At 65.2% G+C, this 23,988-nt stretch carries 23 protein-coding genes; 16 read left to right on the top strand and 7 right to left on the bottom strand.

Annotated elements, in window-relative coordinates; genetic code table 11:
• Window positions 1–6: 6 nt before the first annotated feature.
• Window positions 7–1,614 (bottom strand): ABC transporter substrate-binding protein, encoded by a 1,608-nt coding sequence (locus tag ACNJYA_RS15000; protein WP_439403168.1) that lies wholly within the window; start codon window positions 1,612–1,614, stop codon window positions 7–9.
• Here ACNJYA_RS15000 and ACNJYA_RS14995 point away from each other — a divergent pair.
• The 9 genes from ACNJYA_RS14995 (at window position 1,601) to ACNJYA_RS14955 (ending at window position 12,246) form a co-directional block, all read left to right on the top strand.
• Window positions 1,601–1,879, top strand: coding sequence for a hypothetical protein (locus tag ACNJYA_RS14995; RefSeq protein ID WP_172783062.1), 279 nt, complete (start codon window positions 1,601–1,603; stop codon window positions 1,877–1,879). The two genes, ACNJYA_RS15000 and ACNJYA_RS14995, sit on opposite strands and share 14 nt — an antisense overlap.
• 1 nt (window position 1,880) lies before the next feature.
• A complete protein-coding gene (locus tag ACNJYA_RS14990; RefSeq protein WP_439403167.1) occupies window positions 1,881–3,011 on the top strand; it encodes a M20/M25/M40 family metallo-hydrolase in 1,131 nt (376 codons plus the stop codon).
• A 225-nt stretch (window positions 3,012–3,236) separates the two neighbouring features.
• The gene (locus ACNJYA_RS14985; RefSeq protein WP_172783060.1) at window positions 3,237–4,178 is read left to right on the top strand and encodes an ABC transporter permease; all 942 of its coding nucleotides are present in this window, start codon (window positions 3,237–3,239) and stop codon (window positions 4,176–4,178) included.
• Window positions 4,179–4,196: 18 nt separating this feature from the next.
• Window positions 4,197–5,084: an ABC transporter permease gene (locus tag ACNJYA_RS14980; protein ID WP_212258103.1), complete on the top strand. Its 888-nt coding sequence runs from the start codon at window positions 4,197–4,199 to the stop codon at window positions 5,082–5,084.
• A gap of 133 nt (window positions 5,085–5,217) precedes the next feature.
• Window positions 5,218–6,867 (top strand): ABC transporter ATP-binding protein, encoded by a 1,650-nt coding sequence (locus ACNJYA_RS14975; RefSeq protein ID WP_439403166.1) that lies wholly within the window; start codon window positions 5,218–5,220, stop codon window positions 6,865–6,867.
• Between the two features lie 214 nt (window positions 6,868–7,081).
• On the top strand, window positions 7,082–8,587 hold the full coding sequence (locus ACNJYA_RS14970) for a M81 family metallopeptidase (RefSeq protein WP_439403165.1): 1,506 nt from the start codon (window positions 7,082–7,084) through the stop codon (window positions 8,585–8,587).
• Window positions 8,588–8,600: 13 nt separating this feature from the next.
• On the top strand, window positions 8,601–9,773 hold the full coding sequence (locus ACNJYA_RS14965; RefSeq protein WP_439403164.1) for a M20 aminoacylase family protein: 1,173 nt from the start codon (window positions 8,601–8,603) through the stop codon (window positions 9,771–9,773).
• A complete protein-coding gene (locus tag ACNJYA_RS14960; RefSeq protein WP_439403163.1) occupies window positions 9,766–11,187 on the top strand; it encodes an amidase in 1,422 nt (473 codons plus the stop codon). The genes ACNJYA_RS14965 and ACNJYA_RS14960 overlap by 8 nt, the downstream gene beginning before the upstream one ends.
• Window positions 11,188–11,355: 168 nt before the next feature.
• Window positions 11,356–12,246 carry a crotonase/enoyl-CoA hydratase family protein gene (locus tag ACNJYA_RS14955; protein ID WP_172783054.1) on the top strand — a complete coding sequence of 297 codons (891 nt, stop codon included), beginning with the start codon at window positions 11,356–11,358 and terminating at the stop codon, window positions 12,244–12,246.
• A 138-nt stretch (window positions 12,247–12,384) separates the two neighbouring features.
• Here the strand turns inward: ACNJYA_RS14955 and ACNJYA_RS14950 are convergent, their stop codons facing one another.
• The 3 genes from ACNJYA_RS14950 to ACNJYA_RS14940 all read right to left on the bottom strand — a co-directional run bounded on the left by ACNJYA_RS14950 (window position 12,385) and on the right by ACNJYA_RS14940 (window position 14,806).
• Window positions 12,385–13,362, bottom strand: coding sequence for an NADPH:quinone oxidoreductase family protein (locus ACNJYA_RS14950; protein WP_439403162.1), 978 nt, complete (start codon window positions 13,360–13,362; stop codon window positions 12,385–12,387).
• Window positions 13,362–13,970, bottom strand: coding sequence for a 2-hydroxychromene-2-carboxylate isomerase (locus ACNJYA_RS14945; protein ID WP_172783052.1), 609 nt, complete (start codon window positions 13,968–13,970; stop codon window positions 13,362–13,364). Before ACNJYA_RS14945 ends, ACNJYA_RS14950 begins: the two co-directional genes overlap by 1 nt.
• Window positions 13,971–14,104: 134 nt before the next feature.
• Complete coding sequence (locus ACNJYA_RS14940) at window positions 14,105–14,806, bottom strand: glutathione S-transferase N-terminal domain-containing protein (RefSeq protein WP_439403161.1); 702 nt, start codon at window positions 14,804–14,806, stop codon at window positions 14,105–14,107.
• 146 nt (window positions 14,807–14,952) lie between these two features.
• On the opposite strand from ACNJYA_RS14940, the gene ACNJYA_RS14935 reads away from it, so the two are divergent.
• Window positions 14,953–15,975, top strand: coding sequence for a methionine synthase (locus ACNJYA_RS14935; protein WP_439403160.1), 1,023 nt, complete (start codon window positions 14,953–14,955; stop codon window positions 15,973–15,975).
• 19 nt (window positions 15,976–15,994) lie between these two features.
• Here ACNJYA_RS14935 and ACNJYA_RS14930 read toward each other — a convergent pair whose 3' ends face one another.
• The 3 genes from ACNJYA_RS14930 to ACNJYA_RS14920 all read right to left on the bottom strand — a co-directional run bounded on the left by ACNJYA_RS14930 (window position 15,995) and on the right by ACNJYA_RS14920 (window position 18,069).
• Complete coding sequence (locus ACNJYA_RS14930) at window positions 15,995–16,612, bottom strand: hypothetical protein (protein WP_439403159.1); 618 nt, start codon at window positions 16,610–16,612, stop codon at window positions 15,995–15,997.
• 156 nt (window positions 16,613–16,768) lie between these two features.
• Entirely contained in the window at window positions 16,769–17,296 is a 528-nt protein-coding gene (gpt, locus tag ACNJYA_RS14925) for a xanthine phosphoribosyltransferase (protein WP_439403158.1), read from the bottom strand.
• A gap of 35 nt (window positions 17,297–17,331) precedes the next feature.
• A complete protein-coding gene (locus ACNJYA_RS14920; RefSeq protein WP_172783047.1) occupies window positions 17,332–18,069 on the bottom strand; it encodes a competence/damage-inducible protein A in 738 nt (245 codons plus the stop codon).
• A 277-nt stretch (window positions 18,070–18,346) separates the two neighbouring features.
• Between ACNJYA_RS14920 and ACNJYA_RS14915 the strand changes: the two genes are divergently transcribed.
• From ACNJYA_RS14915 to ACNJYA_RS14890, 6 genes are all read left to right on the top strand, one after another.
• On the top strand, window positions 18,347–19,765 hold the full coding sequence (locus tag ACNJYA_RS14915; protein WP_172783046.1) for a circularly permuted type 2 ATP-grasp protein: 1,419 nt from the start codon (window positions 18,347–18,349) through the stop codon (window positions 19,763–19,765).
• A 4-nt stretch (window positions 19,766–19,769) separates the two neighbouring features.
• Window positions 19,770–20,714 (top strand): alpha-E domain-containing protein, encoded by a 945-nt coding sequence (locus ACNJYA_RS14910; RefSeq protein WP_172783045.1) that lies wholly within the window; start codon window positions 19,770–19,772, stop codon window positions 20,712–20,714.
• 108 nt (window positions 20,715–20,822) lie between these two features.
• Window positions 20,823–21,671: a transglutaminase family protein gene (locus ACNJYA_RS14905; protein ID WP_439403157.1), complete on the top strand. Its 849-nt coding sequence runs from the start codon at window positions 20,823–20,825 to the stop codon at window positions 21,669–21,671.
• A 61-nt stretch (window positions 21,672–21,732) separates the two neighbouring features.
• Complete coding sequence (locus ACNJYA_RS14900; RefSeq protein WP_172783043.1) at window positions 21,733–22,140, top strand: carboxymuconolactone decarboxylase family protein; 408 nt, start codon at window positions 21,733–21,735, stop codon at window positions 22,138–22,140.
• A 206-nt stretch (window positions 22,141–22,346) separates the two neighbouring features.
• The gene (locus tag ACNJYA_RS14895; protein WP_025037198.1) at window positions 22,347–23,105 is read left to right on the top strand and encodes a proteasome-type protease; all 759 of its coding nucleotides are present in this window, start codon (window positions 22,347–22,349) and stop codon (window positions 23,103–23,105) included.
• 26 nt (window positions 23,106–23,131) lie between these two features.
• Window positions 23,132–23,890, top strand: a complete 759-nt coding sequence (locus ACNJYA_RS14890; protein WP_212258092.1) for an SDR family oxidoreductase — start codon at window positions 23,132–23,134, stop codon at window positions 23,888–23,890.
• Window positions 23,891–23,988 lie beyond the last annotated feature (98 nt).

Below are 23,988 nucleotides of genomic sequence, written 5' to 3'. Positions count from 1 at the left end.
CCCGGCTTACTCCGACTTGTCGACGTTCCAGAACACCGGCGTCGCGGGACCGTCGAGCACGCCGGCCAGCGATTTGCGCCAGCCGCTCGGGATGAGATACTGCCCGAGCGGAATGTAGATCACCTGCTCATAGGCTTGCTTCTGAATGTCGGCGGCGATCTTCTTCTGCTCGTCGATCGAGGACGCGCGGACGAAAGCGTCCTTGAGCTGCTCGATCTTGGCGTCCTCCGCCCAGCCGAACCAGCCTTTCTTGCCCTGCCCGCCGATCGAGAGATTGGCGATCGGGTTGGACACGTCGGCCGCGACCCAGTTGGTGAAGAACATGTTCCAGCCGCCTTCCTTCGGCGGCTTCTGGCTCGCACGGCGGCTCACCACCGTCTGCCAGTCGGTCGCCTGCAGGTCGACCTTGAAGCCGGCTTCGCGCAGCAGCTGGGCCGCGACGATCGGCTGCGCCTTCAGCGTCGTGACGTCGCCGGGGGCCATGATCACGATCGGCGTGCCGTCATAGCCGGACTCGGCGAGCGCCTTCTTGGCTTCCGCCATGCCGTTCCCCTTCACCAGGGTCTCGGAGCCTGCATCGGTCGCGAGCGGCGTGTCGCAAATGAAGAAGGCGCCGCAGATCTTCTGATATTTGGCATTGCCGACCAGCGCGTCGAGCACGTCCTTCTGATTGATCGCCAGCAACGCTGCACGCCGCACCTTCACGTTGTCGAACGGCGGATGAAGGAAGTTCATCCGGCCGAGAGTCTGAAAGCCGAACTTGTTCAGGACCTGGATCGTGAGCTCCTTGTTCGCTTCCAGCACCGGCAGCATGTCGAACGGCAGGTTCTCCATGAAGTCGATGTCGCCCGACTGCAGCGCATTCACCGCCGTCTGCGAGTCCGGCATGGTGAGCCACTCGACGCGATCGACCTTCACCACCTTGCCGCCGGAGGTCCAGCTCGCCGGCTCCTTGCGCGGCACGTAATCGGTGTTCTTGACGTAGACCGCCTTCACGCCGGGCTGGAATTCGCCCTGCACGAACTTGAACGGGCCCGAGCCGATCTGCTCGGGAATCTGCTTGTCCGCCGGCGTCTCGGCAAGGCGCTTCGGCATCATGAAGGCGACGCGCGAGGACGGCTTGCCGATGGAATCGAGGACGAGGCCGTAGGGCTCCTTCAGCTTCAGCGTGATGGTCTTGGCGTCGGTCGCCTCGATGCTGGCGGTGAAGTCCATGAGCTTCTGGCCCATGCCGTCGACCGCGGCCCAGCGCTTCAGCGAAGCGACGCAATCTTCCGCCGTAACCGGCGCACCGTCATGCCACTTCAGACCGTCGCGCAGCGTGAAGGTGTAGGTGAGCTTGTCGTCGGAGATCTTCCAGTCCGCCATCTGCGGCTGGACCTTGAAGTTGGAATCGGTGGCCACCAGCGTGTCGTAAACCATGTAGCCATGGTCACGCGTGATGTAGGCCGTGGTGAAGATCGGGTCGATGATGCGCAAATCCGAGTGCATCACTGCGGTGAGGGTCTTGCCGGCCGCAAGCACTGGCGAGGCCAGCGCGGTCGAAAGCGCGACGACCGACAGCGCAAGTGTGGAGGCGAACGCACGAGGCCCCCGGCGCATGAAGTGGAACATAGAAAGTTCTCCTGACGTGAAACTGTTCAAAGGCGGATTATTGGTTGAGCATCCGGTTCGTTCTTTGGGCGAACTAACCATATGCAATGCCTTTATCTTTTCGAGACTTGCAGACAGTGCCGAGCGCGTCAATCCGGTTTCGTTGCAAGCCCTTGCGGCGCATGCACGGGCTCCACCGGGATCGATTTGGCTCTACAACACCTCCACTTGTCCTGACCGCGCCGATGCAATGCGCGTTCCATCTTTCCAGCTCGAGAGACATTGAGATGAATCCTGCCAATCTCCCCTTTGATTCCGAGGCCATGCTCGAGGGCTTGCGCGGCTGGGTCGAATGCGAAAGTCCGACCTGGAACGCAGGCGCCGTGGACCGCATGCTCGATATCGCGGCGCGGGATATGGCGATCATGGGTGCGACGATCGAACGCATCTCCGGCCGCCAGGGTTTTGCCGGCGTCATCCGCGCGCGCTTTCCCCACCCGAAGCAGGGCGAGCCGGGCATCCTGATCGCCGGCCACATGGACACCGTCCACCCGGTCGGCACCATCGAGAAGCTGAAATGGCGGCGCGAGGGCAACAAATGCTACGGCCCCGGCATCTACGACATGAAGGGCGGCAATTATCTCTCGCTGGAAGCAATCCGGCAGCTGGCGCGCGCGTCCTTCACCACGCCGCTGCCGATCACGGTGCTGTTCACGCCGGACGAGGAAGTCGGCACGCCCTCGACGCGCGACATCATCGAGGCTGAGGCTGCGCGCAACAAATACGTGCTGGTGCCGGAGCCCGGTCGCGCCGACAACGGCGTCACCACCGGACGTTATGCCATCGCACGCTTCAACCTCGAGGCGACGGGCCGGCCGAGCCACGCCGGCGCCACGCTGTCGGCGGGACGCTCGGCGATCCGCGAGATGGCGCGGCAGATTCTCAGCATCGACGCGATGACGACGGAGGATTGCACCTTCTCGGTCGGCGTCGTGCACGGCGGCCAGTGGGTCAATTGCGTTGCCACCACCGCGACGGGCGAAGCGCTGTCGATGGCCAAGCGCCAGGCCGATCTCGATCGCGGTGTCGAGCGGATGCTGGCGCTGTCGGGCACCAGCAACGATGTCACCTTCAAGGTCACGCGTGGCGTGACGCGGCCGGTCTGGGAGCCGGATGCCGGCACCATGGCGCTGTACGAGAAGGCGCGCGGCATCGCCAAATCCCTTGGCATGGAACTGCCGCATGCAAGCTCCGGCGGCGGCTCCGACGGCAACTTCACCGGCGCGATGGGAATCCCGACGCTCGACGGCCTCGGCGTGCGCGGCGGCAATGGCCACACGCTGGAGGAGTATATCGAAGTCGAAAGTCTCGTTGAGCGTGGTCGGCTGATGGCGGGGCTGCTGGCGACGCTGGAGTGATCGCGAAGCTATTCCGCAGGGTGGGCAAAGGCGCAAAGCGCCGGGCCCACCGTTTTTCCTGAGTGAAAGGAGGTGGGCACGCTCCGCTTTGACCACCCCATCAGGACTGGCTGCACCGCAAAAACTGTGGCCCTCATGGCACGGGAATTGCTGAAATGTTAGGCTGGTGGCAGAACTGACCTCTCGCCGCTGCTGCCGATTTGACTCTAAACTGACGGATCCACCTTGCTCGGATATCTCCTTCGCCGAATTCTCGCCGCCGTGCCCGTGATGGGCGTGGTCGCGCTGTTCGTGTTCCTCCTGCTCCGCCTCACCCCCGGCGATCCCGCCGCGATCCTCGCCGGCGACAATGCGACGCCGGAACGGCTCGAGCGCATCCGCGAATCGCTCGGTCTCAATGAGCCGCTGATCGTGCAGTTCATCACCTGGGTGAACAAGCTGCTGCATGGCGATCTCGGAACCTCGCTGATCTCCAACCTGCCTGTCATGAAGATGATCGGCCAGCGCGTCGAGCCGTCGATCTCGATCGCGCTGTGCACCATCATCCTCGCCGTCATCGTCGCAGTTCCCTTGGGGGTGATCGCGGCGTGGAAGCACGGCACCTGGATCGACCGTTTCGTGATGGGTCTGTCCGTGCTCGGCTTCTCGGTGCCGGTGTTCGTGGTCGGCTATGTCCTCATCCAGGTCTTCGCGATCGAGCTGCGCTTGGTGCCGGTGCAGGGCTTCCGTAGCATCTTCAACGGCTTCGGTCCGTTCTTCGAGCGCATGATCCTGCCGACCTGCGCGCTGTCCTTCATCTACATCGCACTGATCGCGCGCATGACGCGTGCGGCGATGCTCGACGTGCTCGGCGAGGACTACGTGCGAACGGCGCGCGCGAAGGGCATCAACGAGGTCGCGGTGATGATGCGCCATGCGCTGCGCAACGCCGCCGTGCCCGTGATCACCGTGATCGGCACCGGCTTTGCGCTCCTGATCTCCGGCGTCGTCGTAACCGAGAGCGTGTTCAACATCCCCGGCATCGGCCGCCTGACCGTCGATGCGGTGCTGGCGCGCGACTATCCGGTGATCCAGGCGATGATCCTGCTGACCTCGCTGATCTACGTCGTCGTCAATCTTCTCATCGACGTCGCCTACACCCTGCTCGATCCCCGGATCCGGTACTGAGGCAAGGACAAGAACAGAATGTCGGTCGATACCCTTCCCCAGTCGTCCATTCCGATCACGTCGCCGCTGCGGCCGCGCTTCGGATTCCTCACCTCGACGCCGATCATCGCCGCGGCGACGGTCCTGCTCGCCTTGATCGTGCTGATCTCGATCCTGGCGCCGCTGATCGCGCCGCACGATCCGATCCAGCTCGCCCCGTCGCAGCGGCTCAAGCCGTCCTCCGCGCAATTCCTGCTCGGCACCGACGCCTACGGCCGCGACCTGTTGTCGCGCGTGATCTATGGCGGCCGCGTCTCGCTCTTGATCGGCATCGGCGCGGCGATCCTGTCGATCGCCATCGGCCTTGCGATCGGCCTCGTCTCCGGCTTCTTCAAGCTGGTCGATTCCGTGATGATGCGCGTCATGGACGGCCTGATGGCGATGCCGAGCATCCTGCTCGCGATCGCCGTGGTGTCGCTCTCCGGCGCCAGCCTCTGGACCGTGCTGATCGCGATCACGATCCCCGAGATTCCGCGCGTGGCCCGCTTGGTCCGCTCCGTCGTGCTGTCGGCGCGCGAGGAGCCTTACGTCGAGGCCGCGATCTCGGTCGGCTCGAGCCTGCCGAAGATCATGTGGCGCCATTTGATGCCGAACACGATCGCGCCGCTGATCGTCCAGGGCACCTATATCTGCGCCAGCGCCATCCTCACCGAGGCGATCCTCTCCTTCCTCGGCGCCGGCATCTCGCCGGAGACGCCGACCTGGGGCAACATCATGGCCGAGGGCCGCCAGTACTTCCAGATCAAGCCGTCGCTGATCTTCTGGCCGGGCCTGTTGCTCTCCATCGCCATCCTCAGCATCAACCTGATCGGCGACGCCGCCCGCGACGCCCTCGATCCGCGCATGAAGCAGCGGGAGGGGAAGTGAGGATCCTTCGTTTCGTCATTCCGGGGCGCGACGAAGTCGCGAGCCCGGAATCCATCTCACCACTTGCATCGCGGCTCAATGGATTCCGGGTTCGCGCTACGCGCGCCCCGGAATGACGGCGGAGAGAATTGACGTGACCAACACCATCCTCGATATCAACAACCTCGTCGTGTCCATCGGCAAGAAGCCGAAAGGCGCTAACATCATCGACGGTATTTCGATCCAGGTGCGCGAGCGCGAGACGCTGTGCCTCGTCGGCGAAAGCGGCTCGGGCAAGTCGGTGACCTCGCTCACCACGATGGGCCTGTTGCCGAAGGGCACGCTGGTGCCGACCGCCGGCAGCGTGAAGCTGGTCGGCGAGGAGCTGCTCACCGCCACCGACCGCCGCCTGCGCCAGCTGCGCGCGACCAAGATGGCGATGATCTTCCAGGAGCCGATGACCGCGCTCAATCCGGTGGTGCCGGTCGGCCGCCAGATCGACGAGGTGCTGCGCGCGCACACCAAGCTCGATGCCAGGGCGCGCAAGAAGCGCATCCTCGACATGATGGAGCAGGTCCGCCTGCCCCAGGTCGAGCGCATCTTCGCCTCCTACCCTCACCGCCTCTCCGGCGGCCAGCGCCAGCGCATCATGATCGCGATGGCGCTGGTGCTGGAGCCGAAGCTGCTCATTGCCGACGAGCCGACCACCGCGCTCGACGTCACCACGCAGAAGCAGATCCTGACCCTGATCCGCGACCTCCAGCGCGATCACGGCACCGCCGTGCTGTTCATCACCCACGACATGGGCGTGGTCGCCGAGATCGCCGACCGCGTCGCGGTGATGCGGCAGGGCCGCCTGGTCGAGACCGGCGCGCTCGAGACCGTGCTGCGCAACCCGACCATGGAATACACGCGCAACCTGCTCGCCTCGGTGCCGAGCCTGGTGCCGCGGGCGCCGCGCGAGGAAACCCGCGAGCCGGTGGTGCTCGAGGCCAACGAGCTCAGCAAGGTTTACAAGGAGCGCGCCTTCTTCGGCAAAGGCCGCGAGGTCGTCGCTGCCGACAAGGTCACGTTGACGCTGCGCAAGGGCCGCACGCTCGGCATCGTCGGCGAAAGCGGCTCGGGCAAGTCGACGGTGGCGCGCTGCATCGTGCGCCTGATCGACCCGACCTCCGGCGGTGTGCGCCTCGCCGGCCGCGAGATCGCCGACATTTCGCGCCGCCTGCTGCAGCCGCACCGGCAGAAGATCCAGATCGTGTTCCAGGATCCCTACCGCTCGCTCAACCCACGCGTCACCGTCGGCGAGAGCATCGCGGAAGGCCCGATCAATTACGGCACTTCGCATGCCGACGCGATGAAGCGCGCGCGCGAGCTGCTCGAGCTGGTCGGCCTGCCGCCCGACGCCGTGTCGCGCTATCCGCACCAATTCTCCGGCGGCCAGCGTCAGCGCATCGCCATCGCCCGGGCGCTCGCGCTCGATCCCGACGTGCTGGTCGCGGACGAAGCGGTCTCCGCGCTCGACGTCTCCGTGCAGGCGCAGGTGCTGGAACTGCTCGACGAGATCCAGAAGCGGCTCGGCATCGCCATCCTGTTCATCACTCATGACTTACGCGTCGCAGCCCAGATCTGCGACGAGGTCGTGGTCATGCAGCACGGCCGCGTCGTCGAACAAGGACCGGCCGCCGAAGTGCTCACCCATCCGAAGGAGGCCTACACCAAGGCCCTGCTGGATGCAGCGCCGGGACGCAACTGGGACTTTGCGAACTTCCGGCCGGTGGCGGAGGGCGTTGCGGCGAGCGCGTAGGTCTATCCGCTCGTCATTGCGAGCGCCGCGAAGCAATCCAGCATCCCTCCGCGGAGAAAGTCTGGATTGCTTCGCTACGCTCGCAATGACGTGTGCGCGGCACGCATTCCCAAAACAGCTTGAGGCCATGCACGGCGCGATGGCCTCTCACCTTGCTCTCTCCGCAGGGCCAAGGCTAACGTCGCGCACTTTCAAAACGCTGGACCTGAACTGAATGACACGCATCGCCGTCGGCGGCTTCCTGCACGAGACCAACACCTTCGCTCCGACCAAGGCGACCTTCGCCGACTTCCAGCATGGCGGCGGCTGGCCGGCGATGACGCAAGGCCAGGACGTCTTGAAGGTTATGCGGCGCATCAATGTCGGGCTCGCCGGCTTCGTCGACAGCGCTGAAGCGAACGGTTGGGAACTCGTTCCGACGATCGCCTGCGGCGCGAGCCCCTCCGCTCACGTCACCAAGGACGCCTTCGAGCGCATCGTGAAGGTCATGGTCGACGGCATCGCCGCCGCCGGGCCGATCGACGCCGTCTATCTCGACCTGCACGGCGCCATGGTGACCGAGCATCTCGACGACGGCGAAGGCGAGATTCTGGCGCGCGTGCGCCGCGTCATCGGCAAGGATGTTCCGCTGGTCACCAGCCTCGACCTCCACGCCAACGTCACGCCGGAGATGATGGCGCAAGCCGACGCGCTGATCGCCTACCGCACCTATCCGCATGTCGACATGGCCGAGACCGGCCGCGCCTGCGCGCAGCACCTCGCGCTGCTGCTGCAGACGAAGCAGCGCTTCGCAAAGGCCTTCCGGCAATTGCCGTTCCTGATCCCGATCAGCTGGCAATGCACCAACGACCAGCCCACCAAGGGCATCTATGAGAGGCTCGCCGCGCTGGAGAGCGATGCCGTCCCGACCCTCTCCTTCGCGCCCGGCTTCCCCGCCGCCGATTTCCGCGACTGCGGCCCGAGCGTGTTCGCCTATGGCAAGACGCAAGCAGACGCCGATCGCGCGGCGGACGCGCTTCTGAAGCTGATCGAAAGCCATGAGGACGATTTCGACGGCACGATCTGGTTGCCCGACGACGGCGTGCGCCACGCCATGGAACTTGCCAAGAGCGCCAGCAAGCCGATCATCATCGCCGACACCCAGGACAATCCCGGCGCCGGCGGCGATTCCGACACGACGGGCATGCTGCGCGCATTGGTGCGCAACAGAGCGAGTGCGGCAACCGGCGCGATCTACGATCCGGAATCGGCCAAGGCCGCGCATGCGGCCGGCGTCGGCGCCACCGTGACGCTGGCGCTCGGCGGCAAGTCCGGCATTCCCGGCGACGCGCCCTATCGCGAGACTTTCGTGGTCGAGCAGCTTTCCGACGGCCGCTTCATCGCGCCCGGACCGTATTACGGCGGCCGCGAGATGGAGATGGGCCCGTCCGCAGCCTTGCGCATCGGCGATGTCCGCGTCGTCGTCTCCTCGCACAAGGCGCAGCTCGCCGACCAGGCGATGTACCGCTATGTCGGCATCGAGCCGACCGAACAGAAAATTTTGGTCAACAAGAGTTCGGTGCATTTCCGCGCCGATTTCGAGCCGATCGCCGAGAAGCTGATGATCTGTGCCGCGCCCGGCGCGATGCCGGCCGACACTGCTTCGCTGCCCTGGACGCGCCTGCGGCCCGGCATCCGCATCAAGCCGAACGGCCCCGTTTTCAATCCACCTTCACGCTAACCGGACAGGACACATGCCCACGATCGATCGCATCGACGGCTACGCCGACGAACTCACCGCCATCAGGCGCGACCTTCACGCCCATCCCGAGATCGGCTTCGAAGAGGTGCGCACCTCCGGCATCGTTGCCGACAAGCTGAAGAGCTGGGGCATCGAGGTGCATCGCGGCCTCGGCGGCACCGGCGTGATCGGCGTCATCAAGGGCAAGGGCTCCGGCAGCAAGCGCATTGGCCTGCGCGCCGACATGGACGCGCTGCCGATGGAAGAGAACACCAACCTGAAATGGAGCTCGAAGATCCCGGGCCGCTTCCACGGGTGCGGCCATGACGGCCACACCACCATGCTGCTCGGCACCGCGCGCTATCTCGCCGAGACCCGGAATTTCGAGGGCACCGTGCATCTGATCTTCCAGCCGGCCGAGGAAGGCCTCGGCGGCGCCCGCGCCATGATCAAGGACGGCCTGTTCGAGAAGTTTCCGTGCGACGAGCTCTATGGCCTGCACAACGCGCCCGACCTCAACCACGGCGAGATCGCGATCCTGCCCGGCCCGGCGATGGCCAGCGCCGACTTCTTCGACCTGCGCATCACCGGCTACGGCGCGCATGGCGCGATGCCCGAACGCTCCAAGGACGCAGTGATCATCGCGACCACGCTGGCGCAGGCGATCCAGACCATCGTCAGCCGCAACGTCGACCCGCTGCAGGCTGCGGTGGTGTCGATCACTCAGATCCATGCTGGCTCCGCCTACAACGTCATTCCCGGCGACGCGCATCTGTGCGGCACCATCCGCACCTTCTCAAAGGAAGTCCGCACCCTGGTCAGCGAGCGCATCCGCACCATCTGCGCCGGCATCGCGAGCGCCTATAGTTGCGCGATCGACGTCGACATCCGCGACACCTTCAACGTGCTGGTCAACCAGGTCGAGCAGTCCAAGGTGGTCGAGGAGGTCGCGCGCACGATCGTCGACCCCGCCAACGTGATCACCCGCACCCAACCGAAGATGGGCAGCGAGGATTTCGCCGACATGTTGGAGACCATCCCCGGCGCTTACTTCTGGGTCGGCCATGACGGCTCGGTGCCCGTGCACAACCCCGGCTTCGTGCTCGACGACAAGATCCTGCCGATCGGCGCCAGCATGTTCGCCCGCATCGTCGAGACGCGCATGCCGGTGGGTGGCAATGCATAAAAAGAGCGTCCAGGAGGCGGTCACCTCGCTGCACGATCTGTCCGCGGTCGACCTGATCGCGGGCTATCGCGCCAAACAGTTCTCGCCGAGCGAGGTGCTGGAGGACGTGCTCGCGCATGTCGCGGCGTGGGAACCGCATCTGAAGGCGCTCTATGCGTTCGACCCTGACGGCGCGCGCGAGGCCGCCAAGGCTTCGACCGCGCGCTGGAGCGGCGGCGAGCCGTCCGGCGCTCTCGACGGCGTGCCCGTCACGGTGAAGGACAACATCGCGACCAAGGGCGTGCCGGTGCCGCTGGGCGCGGCCAGCGTGAAACTCGTGCCGGCGGAGAAGGATGCGCCGCCCGCCGCGCGGCTGCGCGAGGCAGGCAGCATCATCTTCGCCAAGACCACCATGCCCGATTACGGCATGCTGTCCTCCGGGCTCTCCTCGTTCCATGCGCTCGCGCGCAATCCGTGGGACCTCAGCAAGAATCCCGGCGGCTCCAGCGCCGGCGCAGGCGCCGCTGCTGCGGCCGGCTATGGCCCCTTGCATCTCGGCACCGATATCGGCGGCTCGGTCCGTCTGCCCGCTGGCTGGTGCGGCCTCGTCGGCCTGAAGCCCAGCTTCGGCCGCGTGCCGATCGATCCCACCTATGTCGGCCGCGTCGCAGGTCCCATGACCCGCACGGTTGATGATTGCGCGCTGATGATGAGCGCGATCGCCAAGCCCGACCGGCGCGACGGCATGAGCCTGCCGGCCGAGCCGCTGAACTGGAAGGGACTGGAGAAGTCGCCCCGCAAACTGCGCATCGGCTTGATGCTAGATCCCGGGTGCGGCCTGGCGCTGGAGAAGCCCGTGCGCGAGGTCGCGGTGAAGGCCGCGAAGGCGTTCGAGTCCGCTGGCAGCGTCGTCACCGAGGTCGGCGGCATCCTGACCCGCGAGATGCTCGACGGCCTCGACAATTTCTGGCGCGCGCGGATGTGGGACGATCTGTCCAGGCTAACGGCGACCGAGCAGGCCAAGGTGCTGCCCTATATCTTCAGATGGGGCGAGTCCGGCGCGAAGCTCTCGGGCGTCGACGTCATCCGCGGCTTCAACCAGACCATGGCGATCCGCGCGGCCGCGGCGAAGCTGTTTTGCGAGCTCGACTATGTGATCTCGCCGACCGCGCCGAACGTGAACTTTCCGGCGGAATGGGCTTCGCCGACCAACGATCCCATGAAGCCGTTCGAGCACATCGCCTATACCGTACCGTGGAATATGTCGGAGAACCCGGCGATCTCCCTCAACGGCGGCTTCGACGCCAAGGGCTTTCCCATCGGCGTGCAGATCGTCGGCCGCCGCTTCGACGACATCGGCGTGCTCGGCATGGCCAAGGCGTTTGAAGGTCTCCGCGGCCCGCAGCGGCCCTGGCCGAAGCCGCCGGCGAAGTAGAGATCTTCCGTCATTCCGGGGCGTCGCGAAGCGACGAGCTATGGTGCGCAATTGCGCACCTGAGAATCCATAACCACGATAATGAGTATGGATTCCGGGCTCGCGCCAAGAGGCGCGCCCCGGAAGACGTGCTAAAGAGAGAATAAGAAACAAAGGAAGGAAACCACCATGGCGTATGAGACGATCAAATACGAGGTCGCCGAGCAGATCCTCACCATCACGCTGAACCGGCCCGACAAGCTCAACGCCTTCAACGCGCAGATGCAACGAGAGCTGATCGACGCGTTCGACGCCGCCGACAAGGATGACAATGTCCGCGCCATCATCGTCACCGGCGCCGGCCGTGGCTTTTGCGCGGGCGCCGATCTGTCGTCCGGCGCCGACACGTTCGACCGCGACGCGCGGCGCGGGCCGGTCAAGCGCTTCGCGGACGGCAAGGTCGACTATAGCGACCCGCAGGTGCGCGACGGCGGCGGCCAGGTGACCTTGCGCATCTTCAAGTGCCTCAAGCCCGTGATCGCCGCGGTGAACGGCCCGGCGGTCGGCATCGGCGTCACCATGCAGCTGGCGATGGACATCCGCATCGCCTCGGAGGCGGCGCGGTTCGGCTTCGTGTTCTCCCAGCGCGGCATCGTCCCGGAGGCGGCCTCGAGCTGGTTCCTGCCGCGCATCGTCGGCATCTCGCAGGCGCTGGAGTGGTGCTATTCGGGCCGCGTCTTCCCGGCCCAGGAAGCCCTTGCCGGCCGCCTCGTCAGCAAGGTGGTCGCGCCGGACGATCTGCTGCCGACCGCACGTGCGCTGGCAAAGGAGTTTTGCGCCAAGACCGCGCCGGTGTCGGTCGCGCTGATCCGCCAGATGATGTGGCGCATGATGGGCGCCGACGATCCGATGGAGGCCCACAAGGTCGACAGCCGCGGCATCTACGCCCGCGGCCGCTCCGACGACGTCAAGGAAGGCGTGGTGTCGTTCCTGGAGAAGCGGCCGGCGCAGTTCAAGAACAGGGTCTCGACGGACATGCCGGATTATTTCCCGTGGTGGACGGAGCGGGAGTACAAGTGACGCTCTCGTAGGGTGGGTTAGCCGAAGGCGTAACCCACCTCTTTGAATATCCGCGGTAACAGACGTGGTGGGTTACGCCGAGCAGATGCGCTTCGCGCATCTGCAGGGCTAACCCACCCTACAAGGCAAACGGCACCGTCACTGCATCAGCAGCGCGACCCGTCCGATCGCCTTGCGGTCGATCAGCAGCCGCATCGCCTTCGCGTAGTCATCGAGCGGCAGGCGGTGCGAGACGTTGGGGCGCAGCTTGCCCTCCTCCGCCCATTGCAAGAGCGCCTTCAGGCGGACCTCTCCGAGCGCAGGATTCTTGCGCACCGCTTCGCCGGCGCGCACGCCAAGCACGCTGGCGCCCTTGATCAGCAAGAGATTGGTCTTGGCCGAGCCGATGCCGCCGGTGAAGCCGATCACCAGCAGCCGCGCGCCCCAGGCGATGCAACGCATCGAATCTTCGAAGACCTGGCCACCGACGGGGTCGAACACGACGTCCGCGCCGCGGCCGTCGGTGATGCGCTTGACGGCATCGCGAAACGGCTCGCGGTCGTAGCGGATAAGATGATCGGCGCCGCGCGATCTCGCGATCTCGAGCTTCTCGTCGCTGGAGGCGGTCGCGATCACGGTCGCACCCAGCATCTTGCCGATCTCCACGGCGGCAAGGCCGACGCCGCCGCCGGCGCCGTGGACCAGCAGCACCTCGCCCGGCGCGACCCGGCCGCGATCGATCAACGCATGATAGGCCGTGCCGTGGCCGGCGAGATAGGTCGCAGCCTCGGCATAGTCGAAGGTGGACGGCATGGGGGTGAGCTGCGACGGCGTCACCACGGCTTCATCGGCAAAGGCGCCATGGCGCATCTTGACGATGACCTTGTCGCCGACGGCAACGCCGCTCGCCTCCGCGCCCACCTCTGTCACGTTACCGGCCGCTTCCATGCCGGGCGTGAACGGCAGCTCGGGCTTGAGCTGATACTCGCCCGCCGCCATCAGCACGTCGGGAAAGTTCAGCCCGGCGGCGCGGATGGCAACGCGCACCTCGCCCGGCTTCAGCGCGCGCGACGGAAATTCTTCCAGCCGCAAAGTCTCGGGCGCGCCGAGTTCGCGGCAGATGACGGCGCGCACCATCAGGCCGCGCTCGCCTTGCTGCGCTGAAGCGCTTCGCGGATCAGCGGCAGGCGGTCATTGCCGAAATACATGTCGGTCTTGTTCACGAAAATCGTCGGCGAGCCGAAGCCGCCGCGCGCCATCACCTCCTCGGTATTGGCCTTGAGCTGGTCCTTGATGTCCTGCTCGGCAATGCCGGCGAAGAACTTCTGCTCGTCGATGCCGACTTTCCTGCAGATCTCCGCGAGCACCGCGTCTTGCGAGATGTCCTTGTCCTCGCCCCAATAGGTCTCGAACACTGATGTCGCGAACGGCACCATGTCCTGACCGAGCCAGAGGCAGCCGCGCATCGCCTTGACGCTGTTCACCGGAAACACCGTCGGCGGCATCTTGATGGCAAGGCCCGCCGAACGCGCCCAGTCGGCGAGGTCCTTCTTCATGTAGCGCGCCTTCAGCGGCACCGGCTTCTCGCGCTGCGCGTAGACGCTCGGATTGACCGTGTTGAAGATGCCGCCGACCAGGATCGGACGCCAGGTGATGGCGGCGCCGAGCTCTTTGGCGAGCGGCTGGATGTTGTGGAAGGCGAGATAGGTCCAGGGGCTGGAGCAGTCGAAGAAGAATTCGATCATGGGGGTTCCTTGTGTCTTGTTTCTCTCGATCTCTCCCCCGTCATTGCGGGCGAAGCGAAGCAATCCAGAGTCTTTCCGCGGAACCAGTCTGGATTGCTTCGCTTCGCTCGCAATGATGAGGAGGGAGCGGAGGCCTACTTCCTTCCCAACACTTCCTTCGCACGCTGGCCGAACATGATCTTGCGTGATTCCTCGTCGAACGGCTCTTTCACGAACTTTCCGATCGCGAGCCCCGCTTGCACCTTCGGCCTCGCCCGAACCTCGGCGTACCAGCGCTTCACGCTCGGATAGTCCTCCAGCGTAAAACCTTGCGCCTTGTGCGTCATGGTCCACGGGAAGCAGGCGATGTCGGCGATGGAATAGTCGCCGGCGACATAGGCGCCGGTCTTGGCCAATTGGCGATCGAGCACGCCATAGAGCCGCGCCGCCTCGTCGCGATAGCGCTCGATCGCGTAAGGGATCTTCTCGGCCGCATAGAGCGCGAAATGGCCGTGCTGGCCGAGCATCGGCCCAAGGCCCGCCATCTGCCACATCACCCACTGGATCGTGGTGGAGCGCCCGCGCAAATCAGCCGGCAGGAAACGGCCGGTCTTCTCCGCGAGATAAACCAGGATCGCGCCGGTCTCGAACGCCGAGAACGGCGCGCCGCCATCAGCGGGATCGTGATCGACGATGGCGGGAATGCGGTTGTTCGGAGATATCCCCAGAAACTCAGGATTGAACTGCTCGCCGGCGCGGATATTCACCGGGATCACCTTATAAGGCAACCCGAGTTCCTCCAGCATGATCGAGACTTTCCAGCCGTTCGGCGTCGGCGCGTAATAGAGGTCGATCATGACCTTTCCATTGGCCTTTCCTCTGGCCCTTGCTTGGGCCTTTCCCTGTCGCCGCTGCTGGAATGGAGAGCGACTTTCGTTGTTCTGTACCTCGACGTTAGGACATGGCAGGAAGGGGCGCAACTCAACCTGCCGGGAGGGCCGCCATGCTGTTTCCAACCACGATCGCCGGCTCCCTGCCGAAGCCGGAATGGCTCGCCGAGCCCAACATGCTCTGGGCGCCCTGGAAGTCCGAAGGCGACGAGCTCGCCCGCGCCAAGCGTGATGCGACGCTGATCTGGCTGAAGATCCAGGAGGACGCCGGCATCGACATCGTCACCGAAGGCGAGCAGGCGCGGCAGCACTTCGTGCACGGCTTCCTGGAGAAGATCGAGGGCATCGATTTCGCCCACAAGGTCGAGATGGGAATCCGGAAAGATCGCTACAAGGCGATGGTGCCGCAGGTGGTCGCGCCGCTCCGGCTGAAGGGCCGCGTCCATGATCTCGAGGCGCGCGTCGCGCGCACGCACACGAAGAAGCAGGTGAAATTCACCCTGCCTGGCCCGATGACCATCATCGACACCATTGCCGATCGCTACTACGGCGATCGGGTCAAGATGGCCTTTGCCTTCGCAGAGCTCTTGAACGAGGAAGCCAAGGCCTTGCAGGCCGACGGCGTCGATCTCGTGCAGTTCGACGAGCCCGCCTTCAACGTCTACATGGACGAGGTCAACGATTGGGGCATCAAGGCGCTGGAGCGCGCCGCGCAGGGCCTGACCTGCGCCACCGCCGTGCACATCTGCTACGGCTACGGCATCAAGGCCAACACCGACTGGAAGGAGACGCTCGGCAGCCAGTGGCGGCAATACGAGCAGATCTTCCCCGCGATCGATGCCAGCCCGATCCAGCAGGTCGCGATCGAGTGCCGCAATTCCAAGGTGCCGCTCGACCTGCTCGCGCTGCTCAAGAACAAAATCGTGCAGGCCGGCGTGATTGACGTCGCCAGCGACACGGTGGAGACGGCCGAGGACGTCGTGAAGGTGATCGAGGCGGTGTCGCAATTCGTGCCGAAGAGCAACATCATCGCCACCACCAATTGCGGCATGGCGCCGATGCGGCGCGAGATCGCCGAAGCCAAGCTGATGGCGCTCGGCGCGGGCGCGGCGGTGGCGCGCGAGAGGCTGGGCTGATCACGAGGATATCGGCGCTTCAGCCCGACGCCGTCGGATGCAGCACCGGCCGATAACCGGCCATGATGGCGCGCAGCGTGGAAGGTGGCGTCAACAACATCGCCCGATCGACCATACGTGCATGCGACGCGTAGCCCGCCGGCGACCACAGCCGCGTCTGTCCCTGCATCACCAGAAAGCTGTCTTCGTCCTGCTGCACCATCGCGCCGTCGGGCAGGTCCGCCAGCGGCATCGGGAGCAGGTGCAGTTGCTTGCGGCCGCGATCGAGACGCTCCCGATGCAGGACGGCATCCATCGCCTTGGCGCTGATGTTGCTCGCACCATTGCCCTTCTCCCACGCCGCGCGAAATCGTTTGGCGTCGTCGCGCCGGCAAAAGAAGCAGGGCCGGTGCCCTGCCGCGAAGGCGGTGGCCTCGTCGAGGAAGAACAGCTCGGTCCAGCTCCGCCGCGCCATCACCGGACGACGCCAGCCGCGGAATTCGCACAGGCATGTGATCCAGGCCGGCGTCGACCAGCGCTTCTTCAGCAGCGTCTTCCTCGCGGGATCGTGGATGATGCCGCGATTGCCGGTGAAGAGACCGCGGTGTGGCGTGGCGATGATGTCGCCGGTAGGCGTGACGCGGTTTTGGAGGGGCATGGTGCGGGTCCACTCCCTCTCCCCGTTCTTACGGGGAGAGGGTTGGGGTGAGGGGCTGCTTCCGCAAATTCGGTGACAGTGGGACTCGCGCAGAGTCCCCCTCACCCGCGCCTTCGGCGCGACCTCTCCCCGCAAGCGGGGCGAGGTGAAGAAAGCTCACGCCGCCCCGTCGCGCAGTGGCGGGTGGTAGGACAGCGCGGTGTCCCAGGGGAAGAAGATCCAGGTGTCCTGCGACACCTCGGTAATGAAAGTGTCGACCAGCGGGCGTCCCATCGGCTTGGCGTAGACGGTGGCGAAATGCGCATCGGGGAGCATCTCGCGCACCAGCTTGCCGGTCTTGCCGGTGTCGACGAGGTCGTCGACGATCAACAGGCCCTTGCCGGTGCCGCCGCCGAGCTTCATGGCCGCCTCGGAAATGCCCTTGAGCACCTGAAGGTCGCCCTGCTTGTTGTGGTCGTAACTGGCGATGCAGACCGTATCGATCACGCGCACCCCCAGCTCGCGCGCCACGATCGCGGCCGGCACCAGGCCGCCGCGGGTGATCGCGATCACCGCATGGAACGGGCCGACCTCGTTGAGTCGCCAGGTCAGCGCCCGGCAATCCCGGTGGAACTGGTCCCATGAGACGGGAAAGGCCTTGCCTGCCCGCTCCTGCGCGCTCAGTTCCGGTGCTTCACCACCCATCGCCTTTCTCCTGCAATCTCGTCCGGCAATCCCTGCTAGCGGTTGACGTTCAATCCCGCCAGCATTTCCTTCACCGCGGCCATTGCTGCCCCGAGCTTCTCCGGATCGCGCGAGCGCACAACCAGGTTGGTGTTGGGCTTCTGCTCCTCGTCCATGAAGGGATAGCTGCCGATGATGGTGTCGGGATGGGCGGCGGCGATCGCCCGCAGCGGGCCGCCAATGTCGCCCTCGCGTGCATTGGCGCGGACCGATTCGGACAGCATGCGCACGCCCGACTTCAGCTTGGGCGCGACGATGTCCATCATCGCCTGCATGATCGACGGCACGCCGGCCATCACGATGACATTGCCGATCTTGAAGCCGGGCGCGAGGATGGTCGCGCTCTGGATCAGCTCGGCACCGTCGGGGATGCGGGCCATCCGCAGGCGGGCCTCGTTGAGATCCTGCTCGCTCCAGCGCTCGCGGAAACGGGCGACCACCTCCGGGTGATGGTCGATGCCGACGCCGAACGCCTTGGCGACGCTATCTGCGGTGATGTCGTCATGGGTCGGCCCGATGCCGCCGGTGGTGAAGACGTAGGTGTAGCGATGCCGCAGTGCATCCAATGCGGCGATGATGTCGGGCTCGTCGTCGGAGACGACACGGACCTCCTTCAGGTCGATGCCGATATTGGTCAGGTATTCGGCGATGAAGCCGATATTCTTGTCCTTGGTCCGGCCGGACAGGATTTCGTCTCCAATGACCAGAATGCCCGCCGTGACGATCTCGCTCATGCCTTAAGTCCCTCACCTGTGACGCCGACTTTGCCGAGGTAACGCGTTGAAGTCACGCGGTTTTGCTTCCGAAATAAGCAGTCTTCAGCCATTTTTTCAGGCACGCCACCGGCCATCGGCGGCAAATGCCCCTTCTCCATGCTTATCGCGCTGGCCCGGCCCTTGCTACCACATGAAAGTCATGCACTGTTGACGCGTGGCCAGGACGTTGCGGTCTTCACCAAGGCCTGACGATCTGTCGAATGGCGCAACGCCTTGCGGAGACAAGTCGGGATCTATGGCAGTCGCGTTTGATGAAATGAACATTCCCGGCGGGGACCTTCGCCCCGCCTATCAGGAGCTGGCACGCTGGCTCAAGGAGACGCCTCCCGAGGCGCTTGAATATCGCCGCCAGGAAGCCGAGCTCCTGTTCCGCCGGATCGGCATCACCTTCGCGGTCTACGGCGATTCCGAATCCACCGAGCGCCTGATCCCCTTCGATGTGATTCCACGGATCATGTCCGCCAAGGAATGGGGCGTCCTGGAGAAGGGCCTGAAGCAGCGCGTGCGCGCGCTCAACATGTTCCTGCGCGACATCTATCACGGCCGCGACATCCTTCGCGCCGAAATCGTGCCCGACGATCTGATCTTCCAGAATCCGGTGTTCCGGCCCGAGATGAACGGCCAGCAGGTGCCGCATGACGTCTACGTGCACATCGCCGGCATCGACATCGTCCGGGTCGACGCCGAGGACTTCATCGTGCTGGAGGACAACGCCCGCACGCCGTCGGGCGTCTCCTACATGCTGGAAAACCGCGAGATCATGATGCGGCTGTTTCCGGATCTGTTCGCCCGCCACAGGGTGGCGCCGGTCGAGCGCTATCCGGACGAGTTGCTCGCCGCGCTCCGCTCGGTCGCGCCGCAGAGCGCTTCGGGCGAGCCGACGGTGGCCCTGCTCACCCCGGGCGTCTACAATTCGGCCTATTACGAGCACTCCTTCCTCGCCGACAAGCTCGGCATCGAGCTGGTGGAAGGCCGCGACCTCGTCGTCAAGAACAACGAAGTGTTCATGCGCACGACGGAAGGGCTGAAGCGGGTCGACGTGATCTATCGCCGCGTCGACGACGACTTCCTCGATCCCCTCACCTTCCGTCCCGATTCCGTGCTCGGCGTGCCCGGCCTGATGTCGGCCTATGCGGCCGGCAACATCACGCTCGCCAACGCCGTCGGCACCGGCATCGCCGATGACAAGGCGATCTACTCCTACATGCCCGACATCGTGAAATTCTATTTGGGCGAGGAGCCGATCCTGAAGAACGTGCCGACCTGGCGCTGCCGCGAGCCGAAGGACCTCGCCTATGTGCTGGACAATCTGAGCGAGCTCGTCGTCAAGGAAGTGCACGGCTCCGGCGGCTACGGCATGCTGATCGGTCCCGCCGCGACCAAAGCGACGATCGAAGCGTTCCGCGACAAGCTCAAGCGCGAGCCGGAAGGTTTCATCGCCCAGCCGACGCTTGCGCTCTCGACCTGCCCGACCTGCACGGCGTCGGGCCTCGCGCCCCGTCACGTGGACCTGCGGCCGTTCGTGCTCACGGGCAGCAAGAGCACGACGATCGTGCCGGGTGGCCTCACCCGCGTCGCGCTCAAGGAAGGCTCCCTGGTGGTGAACTCGAGCCAGGGCGGCGGCACCAAGGACACCTGGATTTTGGACGAGTAGAGAGATGCTGTCGCGTACTGCCGAAAACCTCTACTGGCTCGCCCGCTACGTCGAACGGGCCGAATATCTCGCGCGCACCATCGATGCGACGCTGCGCGTCACCGCGCTTCCCGCCGCCTATATCGGCAAGACCAATGAATGGGATTCGGCGCTGCTCACCGCCGGCGTCGCTGCGAGCTTCTATCAGGCCTATGAGGAAGCCAACGAGCACAATGTCGTCGAGTTTCTCTCGTTCTCCCAGAACAACCCGTCCTCGATCCGAAACTGCATCGAAGCGGCGCGGCTGAACTCGCGCTCCGTGCGCACGGCGCTCACCAGCGAAATGTGGGACACCATCAACTCGGCGTGGATCGAGCTGCAGGCGGTCTGGAGCAAGGGCACCTCGACGCGCGAGGACCTCGCAAAATTCCTGCGCTTCGTGCAGGAGACCTCGCTGCGCTTCGACGGCTCGGCCTACCGGACCATGCTGCGCAACGACGCCTATTGGTTCTCCCGCATGGGCGTGCATCTCGAGCGCGCCGACAACACCGCGCGCATTCTCGACGTGAAGTACCACGTGCTGCTGCCCGAGGAAGAGCATGTCGGCGGTCCGCTCGACTTCTACCAGTGGAGCTCGATCCTGCGCTCAGTCTCCGCGCTGACGGCCTATCACTGGGTCTATCGCGAGACGCTGAAGCCCTGGCTGATCGCGGACCTCCTGATCCTCAACGACACGCTGCCGCGTTCGCTCGCCAGCTGCTACGGCAACCTTGTTCGCAACCTCGACCAGATCGGCGTCGCCTATGGCCGCCAGGGCCCGGCCCAGCGCCACGCCCGCGGCATCCGCAACCGACTGGAACACAGCAACATGAACGACATTTTCCAGCATGGCGTGCATGAATTCATTCAGGAATTCATCGCGGACAATTCCAGGCTGGGCGAAATCATCACGAAGCAGTATTTGATTTGATCCACGCTGTCGTTCCGGGATGGTCCGAAGGACCAGACCCGGAATCTCGAGATTCCGGGTTCGATGCTGGCGCATCGCCCCGGAATGACGCCAGAACAACGGTCCACCATGCGCCTGCGAATCCAGCACACCACGACTTATCGCTACGAGCCGCCGGCCACCAGCGTGATCCAGATTCTGCGCATGACGCCGGGTAGCCATGACGGGCAGTACGTCGCGGAATGGCAGATCGACGTCTCCACCGACACCAAGCTCGAGATGCATGAGGACGCGTTCGGCAACGTCACCCACGTGCTGTCCTGCGGGCCCGTCGGCGACATCCAGATCATTGCCGAAGGGCTGATCGAGACCCACGACACCGGCGGCGTGCTGCGCGGCGCCGATGAGCGGTTTCCCGCCGGCATGTTCCTGCGCGCCACCGATCTCACCTCCGTCAATCCGGCGATGGCGGCAGTCGCGCGCCAGTTGCGCAGCGAGGCCGAGAGCGACACGCTGGGCTTCCTGCACACGCTGATGACGCAGGTTGCCGATCACATGACGTTCGACGAGGACCCCACCAACAGCGGCACGTCCGCGGCGGAGGCGTTCACGCTCAAGCGCGGGGTCTGCCAGGATTACGCGCACATCTTCATCGCCTGCGCCCGCGCCGGCGGCGTGCCGGCGCGCTTCGTCTCCGGGCATTTCCTGCGGGCGGACGACACGGTGCACCAGGACGCCGGCCATGCCTGGGCGGAGGCCTACGTGGCCGATCTCGGCTGGGTCGGCTTCGATCCCGCCAACAGCATCTGCGCCACCGACGCCCATGTCCGCGTCGCAATCGGGCTCGACTATCTCGGCGCCGCCCCGGTGCGCGGCACGCGCTACGGCGGCGGCACGGAAACGCTGACGGTGGCCGTGAAGGTCGAGCAGGCCGGCCGCGCCGGGCAGTCGCAATCGCAGTCCCAGCGGCAGGGCTAGGCGCGGCCGTCGGGCCACGTCGGCCGTGCTACACTCGCGGATCAGATACCGCGAGGTACCCATGGCCACCGTAAAACTGCTTTCGGACGATGAGCTCTCCAGCGAGGCGCGCGCCGTCTTCGACGATATCCGCAAGGTGCGGAAATCGGACTTCGTCAACAATTTCTGGCGCGCGCTGGCGCATGATCCGAAGACGCTGCGGCGAACCTGGGAGAGCATCAAGGAGGTGATGGCTCCCGGCGCGCTCGATCCCAAGGTCAAGGAAATGCTCTATGTCGCGGTGTCGATCGCGCATGGCTGCAGCTATTGCATCCACTCCCACACGGCGGCGGCGCGGGCCAAGGGCATGACCGAGGCCGAATATGGCGAGCTGCTCGCCATCGTCGGCATGGCCGCGGAGACGAACAGGCTGGTCACGGCGCTCGGCGTGCCCGTCGACGAGGCGTTTCTGGTCGATGCGGCGGATTGAGGCCTGAGCGGAGCGCTAAGCCGATTCCTCGTCATTCCGGGGCGCGCGTAGCGCGAGCCCGGAATCCATTCATCCACCAACTCTGCGGCCCGATGGATTCCGGGCTCGCGACTTCGTCGCGCCCCGGAATGACGGCCGGAATCGGGGGTTGGAGTGGCCCCTGAAATTGGCTAGTAATTCCGCGCAAACGCGTTCGGGGACTGGAAATGACCTATTGCTGCGGAATCCTGGTTCGGGACGGTCTGGTGATGATCGCCGACACCCGCACCAATGCCGGCCTCGACAACGTCTCGACCTTCCGCAAGCTGCACATCTTCTCCAAGCCCGGCGAGCGCATCATGGCGATCGCCAGTGCCGGCAACCTCGCCATCAGCCAGTCGGTGCTGTCGACGCTGACCGAGGGCCTCGAAGACCCCAACACGGGCGAGATCGAGACGCTGATGAACGCGCCGACCATGTTCCAGGCCGCCCAGCGCATCGGCCGTGCGATCCGGGCGGTGCATGCCACCGAAGGGCCGGCGCTGAAATCCGAGGACGTGTCCTTCGACGTCTCCTTCCTGTTCGGCGGCCAGATCAAGGGCGCGCGCATGCGCCTGTTCATGGTCTACACCGCCGGCAATTTCATCGAGTGCACCACCGACACGCCCTACCTGCAGATCGGCGAGCACAAATACGGCAAGCCGGTGCTCGACCGTGCCATGCACTACGACGTCGAGCTCTACGAGGCGCTGAAGACGGGCCTGATCTCGATGGACTCGACGATGCGCTCGAACCTCGGCGTCGGCCTGCCGATCGACGTGCTGGTGGTGCGCACCGACGCCTGCGAAGCCGATCTCAACCATCGCATCGAGGCGGGCGAGCCTTATTTCCACGACCTGCGCTCACGCTGGTCGGCGGCCTTGCGCGCGGCGCACCAGAACATTCCGCGCCCGCCCTACAAGAACGACAAAGAACCCAAAACCTGACAGCAGAAGAGAAAAGGCAGGAAACGATGAGTGACGCGAAAAAGATCGCATTGGTGACGGGCGCCGGCACCGGCGTCGGGCGAGCGGCGTCGCTGGCGCTGATGAACACCGGCTTCACCGTGGTGCTCGCGGGGCGCCGGCTCGACATGCTCGAGGAGACGGCGAAGCTCGGTCCCGCGGGGAAAAGCCTCTGCGTCACCGCCGACATGACCAAGCCGGACTCCATTGCCGCGCTGTTCGACAAGGTGAAGGCGACCTATGGCCGGCTCGACGTGCTCTTCAACAATGCCGGCATGGGCGCGCCGGCCGTGAACTTCGAGGACCTCAGCCTCGAGCAATGGCAGGCCGTGGTGAACACCAACCTCACCGGCCCGTTCCTGTGCACCCAGCACGCCTTCCGCATCATGAAGGACCAGACCCCGCGCGGCGGGCGCATCATCAACAACGGCTCGATCTCGGCCCACGCGCCGCGGCCGTTCTCGGCGGCCTACACCTCGACCAAGCACGCCATCACCGGCCTGACCAAGGCCAGCAATCTCGACGGCCGCATGTACGACATCGCCGTCGGCCAGGTCGATATCGGCAATGCCGCGACCCCGATGACCGACCGCATGGTCAACGGCCCCGGCGTGCTGCAGCCCGACGGCACCACCAAGCACGAGCCGCGCATGGATGCGAAAGCGGTCGGCGATGCCGTGGCCTACATGGCCGGCCTGCCGCTCGATGCCAACGTGCTGACCATGACGGTGATGGCGACCAAGATGCCGTTCGTGGGGCGAGGCTGAACCCAAACTGCGAAAACAACCCCATGCACAGTAGGCGGCGTGGGGTTGCAACGGGCTTCGGCGCGCGAGGGTGACGTCAGCTAAATCCCGGCGCTGCC

This window comes from Bradyrhizobium sp. BLXBL-01, assembly GCF_051853025.1.
Taxonomy (GTDB): Bacteria; Pseudomonadota; Alphaproteobacteria; order Rhizobiales; family Xanthobacteraceae; genus Bradyrhizobium.
Note: the sequence above shows the minus strand (reverse complement) of the source record. Positions and strands in the feature narration are given on the sequence as shown.

Bases quoted from the DNA above. Each gene is read 5' to 3' on its own strand.
- ACNJYA_RS14995 (WP_172783062.1), top strand. From the start codon at position 1,601: ATGAAGTGGAACATAGAAAGTTCTCCTGACGTGAAACTGTTCAAAGGC.
- ACNJYA_RS15000 (WP_439403168.1), bottom strand. From the start codon at position 1,614: ATGTTCCACTTCATGCGCCGGGGGCCTCGTGCGTTCGCCTCCACACTT.
- ACNJYA_RS14990 (WP_439403167.1), top strand. From the start codon at position 1,881: ATGAATCCTGCCAATCTCCCCTTTGATTCCGAGGCCATGCTCGAGGGC.
- ACNJYA_RS14980 (WP_212258103.1), top strand. From the start codon at position 4,197: ATGTCGGTCGATACCCTTCCCCAGTCGTCCATTCCGATCACGTCGCCG.
- ACNJYA_RS14970 (WP_439403165.1), top strand. From the start codon at position 7,082: ATGACACGCATCGCCGTCGGCGGCTTCCTGCACGAGACCAACACCTTC.
- ACNJYA_RS14965 (WP_439403164.1), top strand. From the start codon at position 8,601: ATGCCCACGATCGATCGCATCGACGGCTACGCCGACGAACTCACCGCC.
- ACNJYA_RS14960 (WP_439403163.1), top strand. From the start codon at position 9,766: ATGCATAAAAAGAGCGTCCAGGAGGCGGTCACCTCGCTGCACGATCTG.
- ACNJYA_RS14955 (WP_172783054.1), top strand. From the start codon at position 11,356: ATGGCGTATGAGACGATCAAATACGAGGTCGCCGAGCAGATCCTCACC.
- ACNJYA_RS14950 (WP_439403162.1), bottom strand. From the start codon at position 13,362: ATGGTGCGCGCCGTCATCTGCCGCGAACTCGGCGCGCCCGAGACTTTG.
- ACNJYA_RS14945 (WP_172783052.1), bottom strand. From the start codon at position 13,970: ATGATCGAATTCTTCTTCGACTGCTCCAGCCCCTGGACCTATCTCGCC.
- ACNJYA_RS14940 (WP_439403161.1), bottom strand. From the start codon at position 14,806: ATGATCGACCTCTATTACGCGCCGACGCCGAACGGCTGGAAAGTCTCG.
- ACNJYA_RS14935 (WP_439403160.1), top strand. From the start codon at position 14,953: ATGCTGTTTCCAACCACGATCGCCGGCTCCCTGCCGAAGCCGGAATGG.
- ACNJYA_RS14930 (WP_439403159.1), bottom strand. From the start codon at position 16,612: ATGCCCCTCCAAAACCGCGTCACGCCTACCGGCGACATCATCGCCACG.
- gpt (WP_439403158.1), bottom strand. From the start codon at position 17,296: ATGGGTGGTGAAGCACCGGAACTGAGCGCGCAGGAGCGGGCAGGCAAG.
- ACNJYA_RS14920 (WP_172783047.1), bottom strand. From the start codon at position 18,069: ATGAGCGAGATCGTCACGGCGGGCATTCTGGTCATTGGAGACGAAATC.
- ACNJYA_RS14915 (WP_172783046.1), top strand. From the start codon at position 18,347: ATGGCAGTCGCGTTTGATGAAATGAACATTCCCGGCGGGGACCTTCGC.
- ACNJYA_RS14910 (WP_172783045.1), top strand. From the start codon at position 19,770: ATGCTGTCGCGTACTGCCGAAAACCTCTACTGGCTCGCCCGCTACGTC.
- ACNJYA_RS14905 (WP_439403157.1), top strand. From the start codon at position 20,823: ATGCGCCTGCGAATCCAGCACACCACGACTTATCGCTACGAGCCGCCG.
- ACNJYA_RS14900 (WP_172783043.1), top strand. From the start codon at position 21,733: ATGGCCACCGTAAAACTGCTTTCGGACGATGAGCTCTCCAGCGAGGCG.
- ACNJYA_RS14895 (WP_025037198.1), top strand. From the start codon at position 22,347: ATGACCTATTGCTGCGGAATCCTGGTTCGGGACGGTCTGGTGATGATC.
- ACNJYA_RS14890 (WP_212258092.1), top strand. From the start codon at position 23,132: ATGAGTGACGCGAAAAAGATCGCATTGGTGACGGGCGCCGGCACCGGC.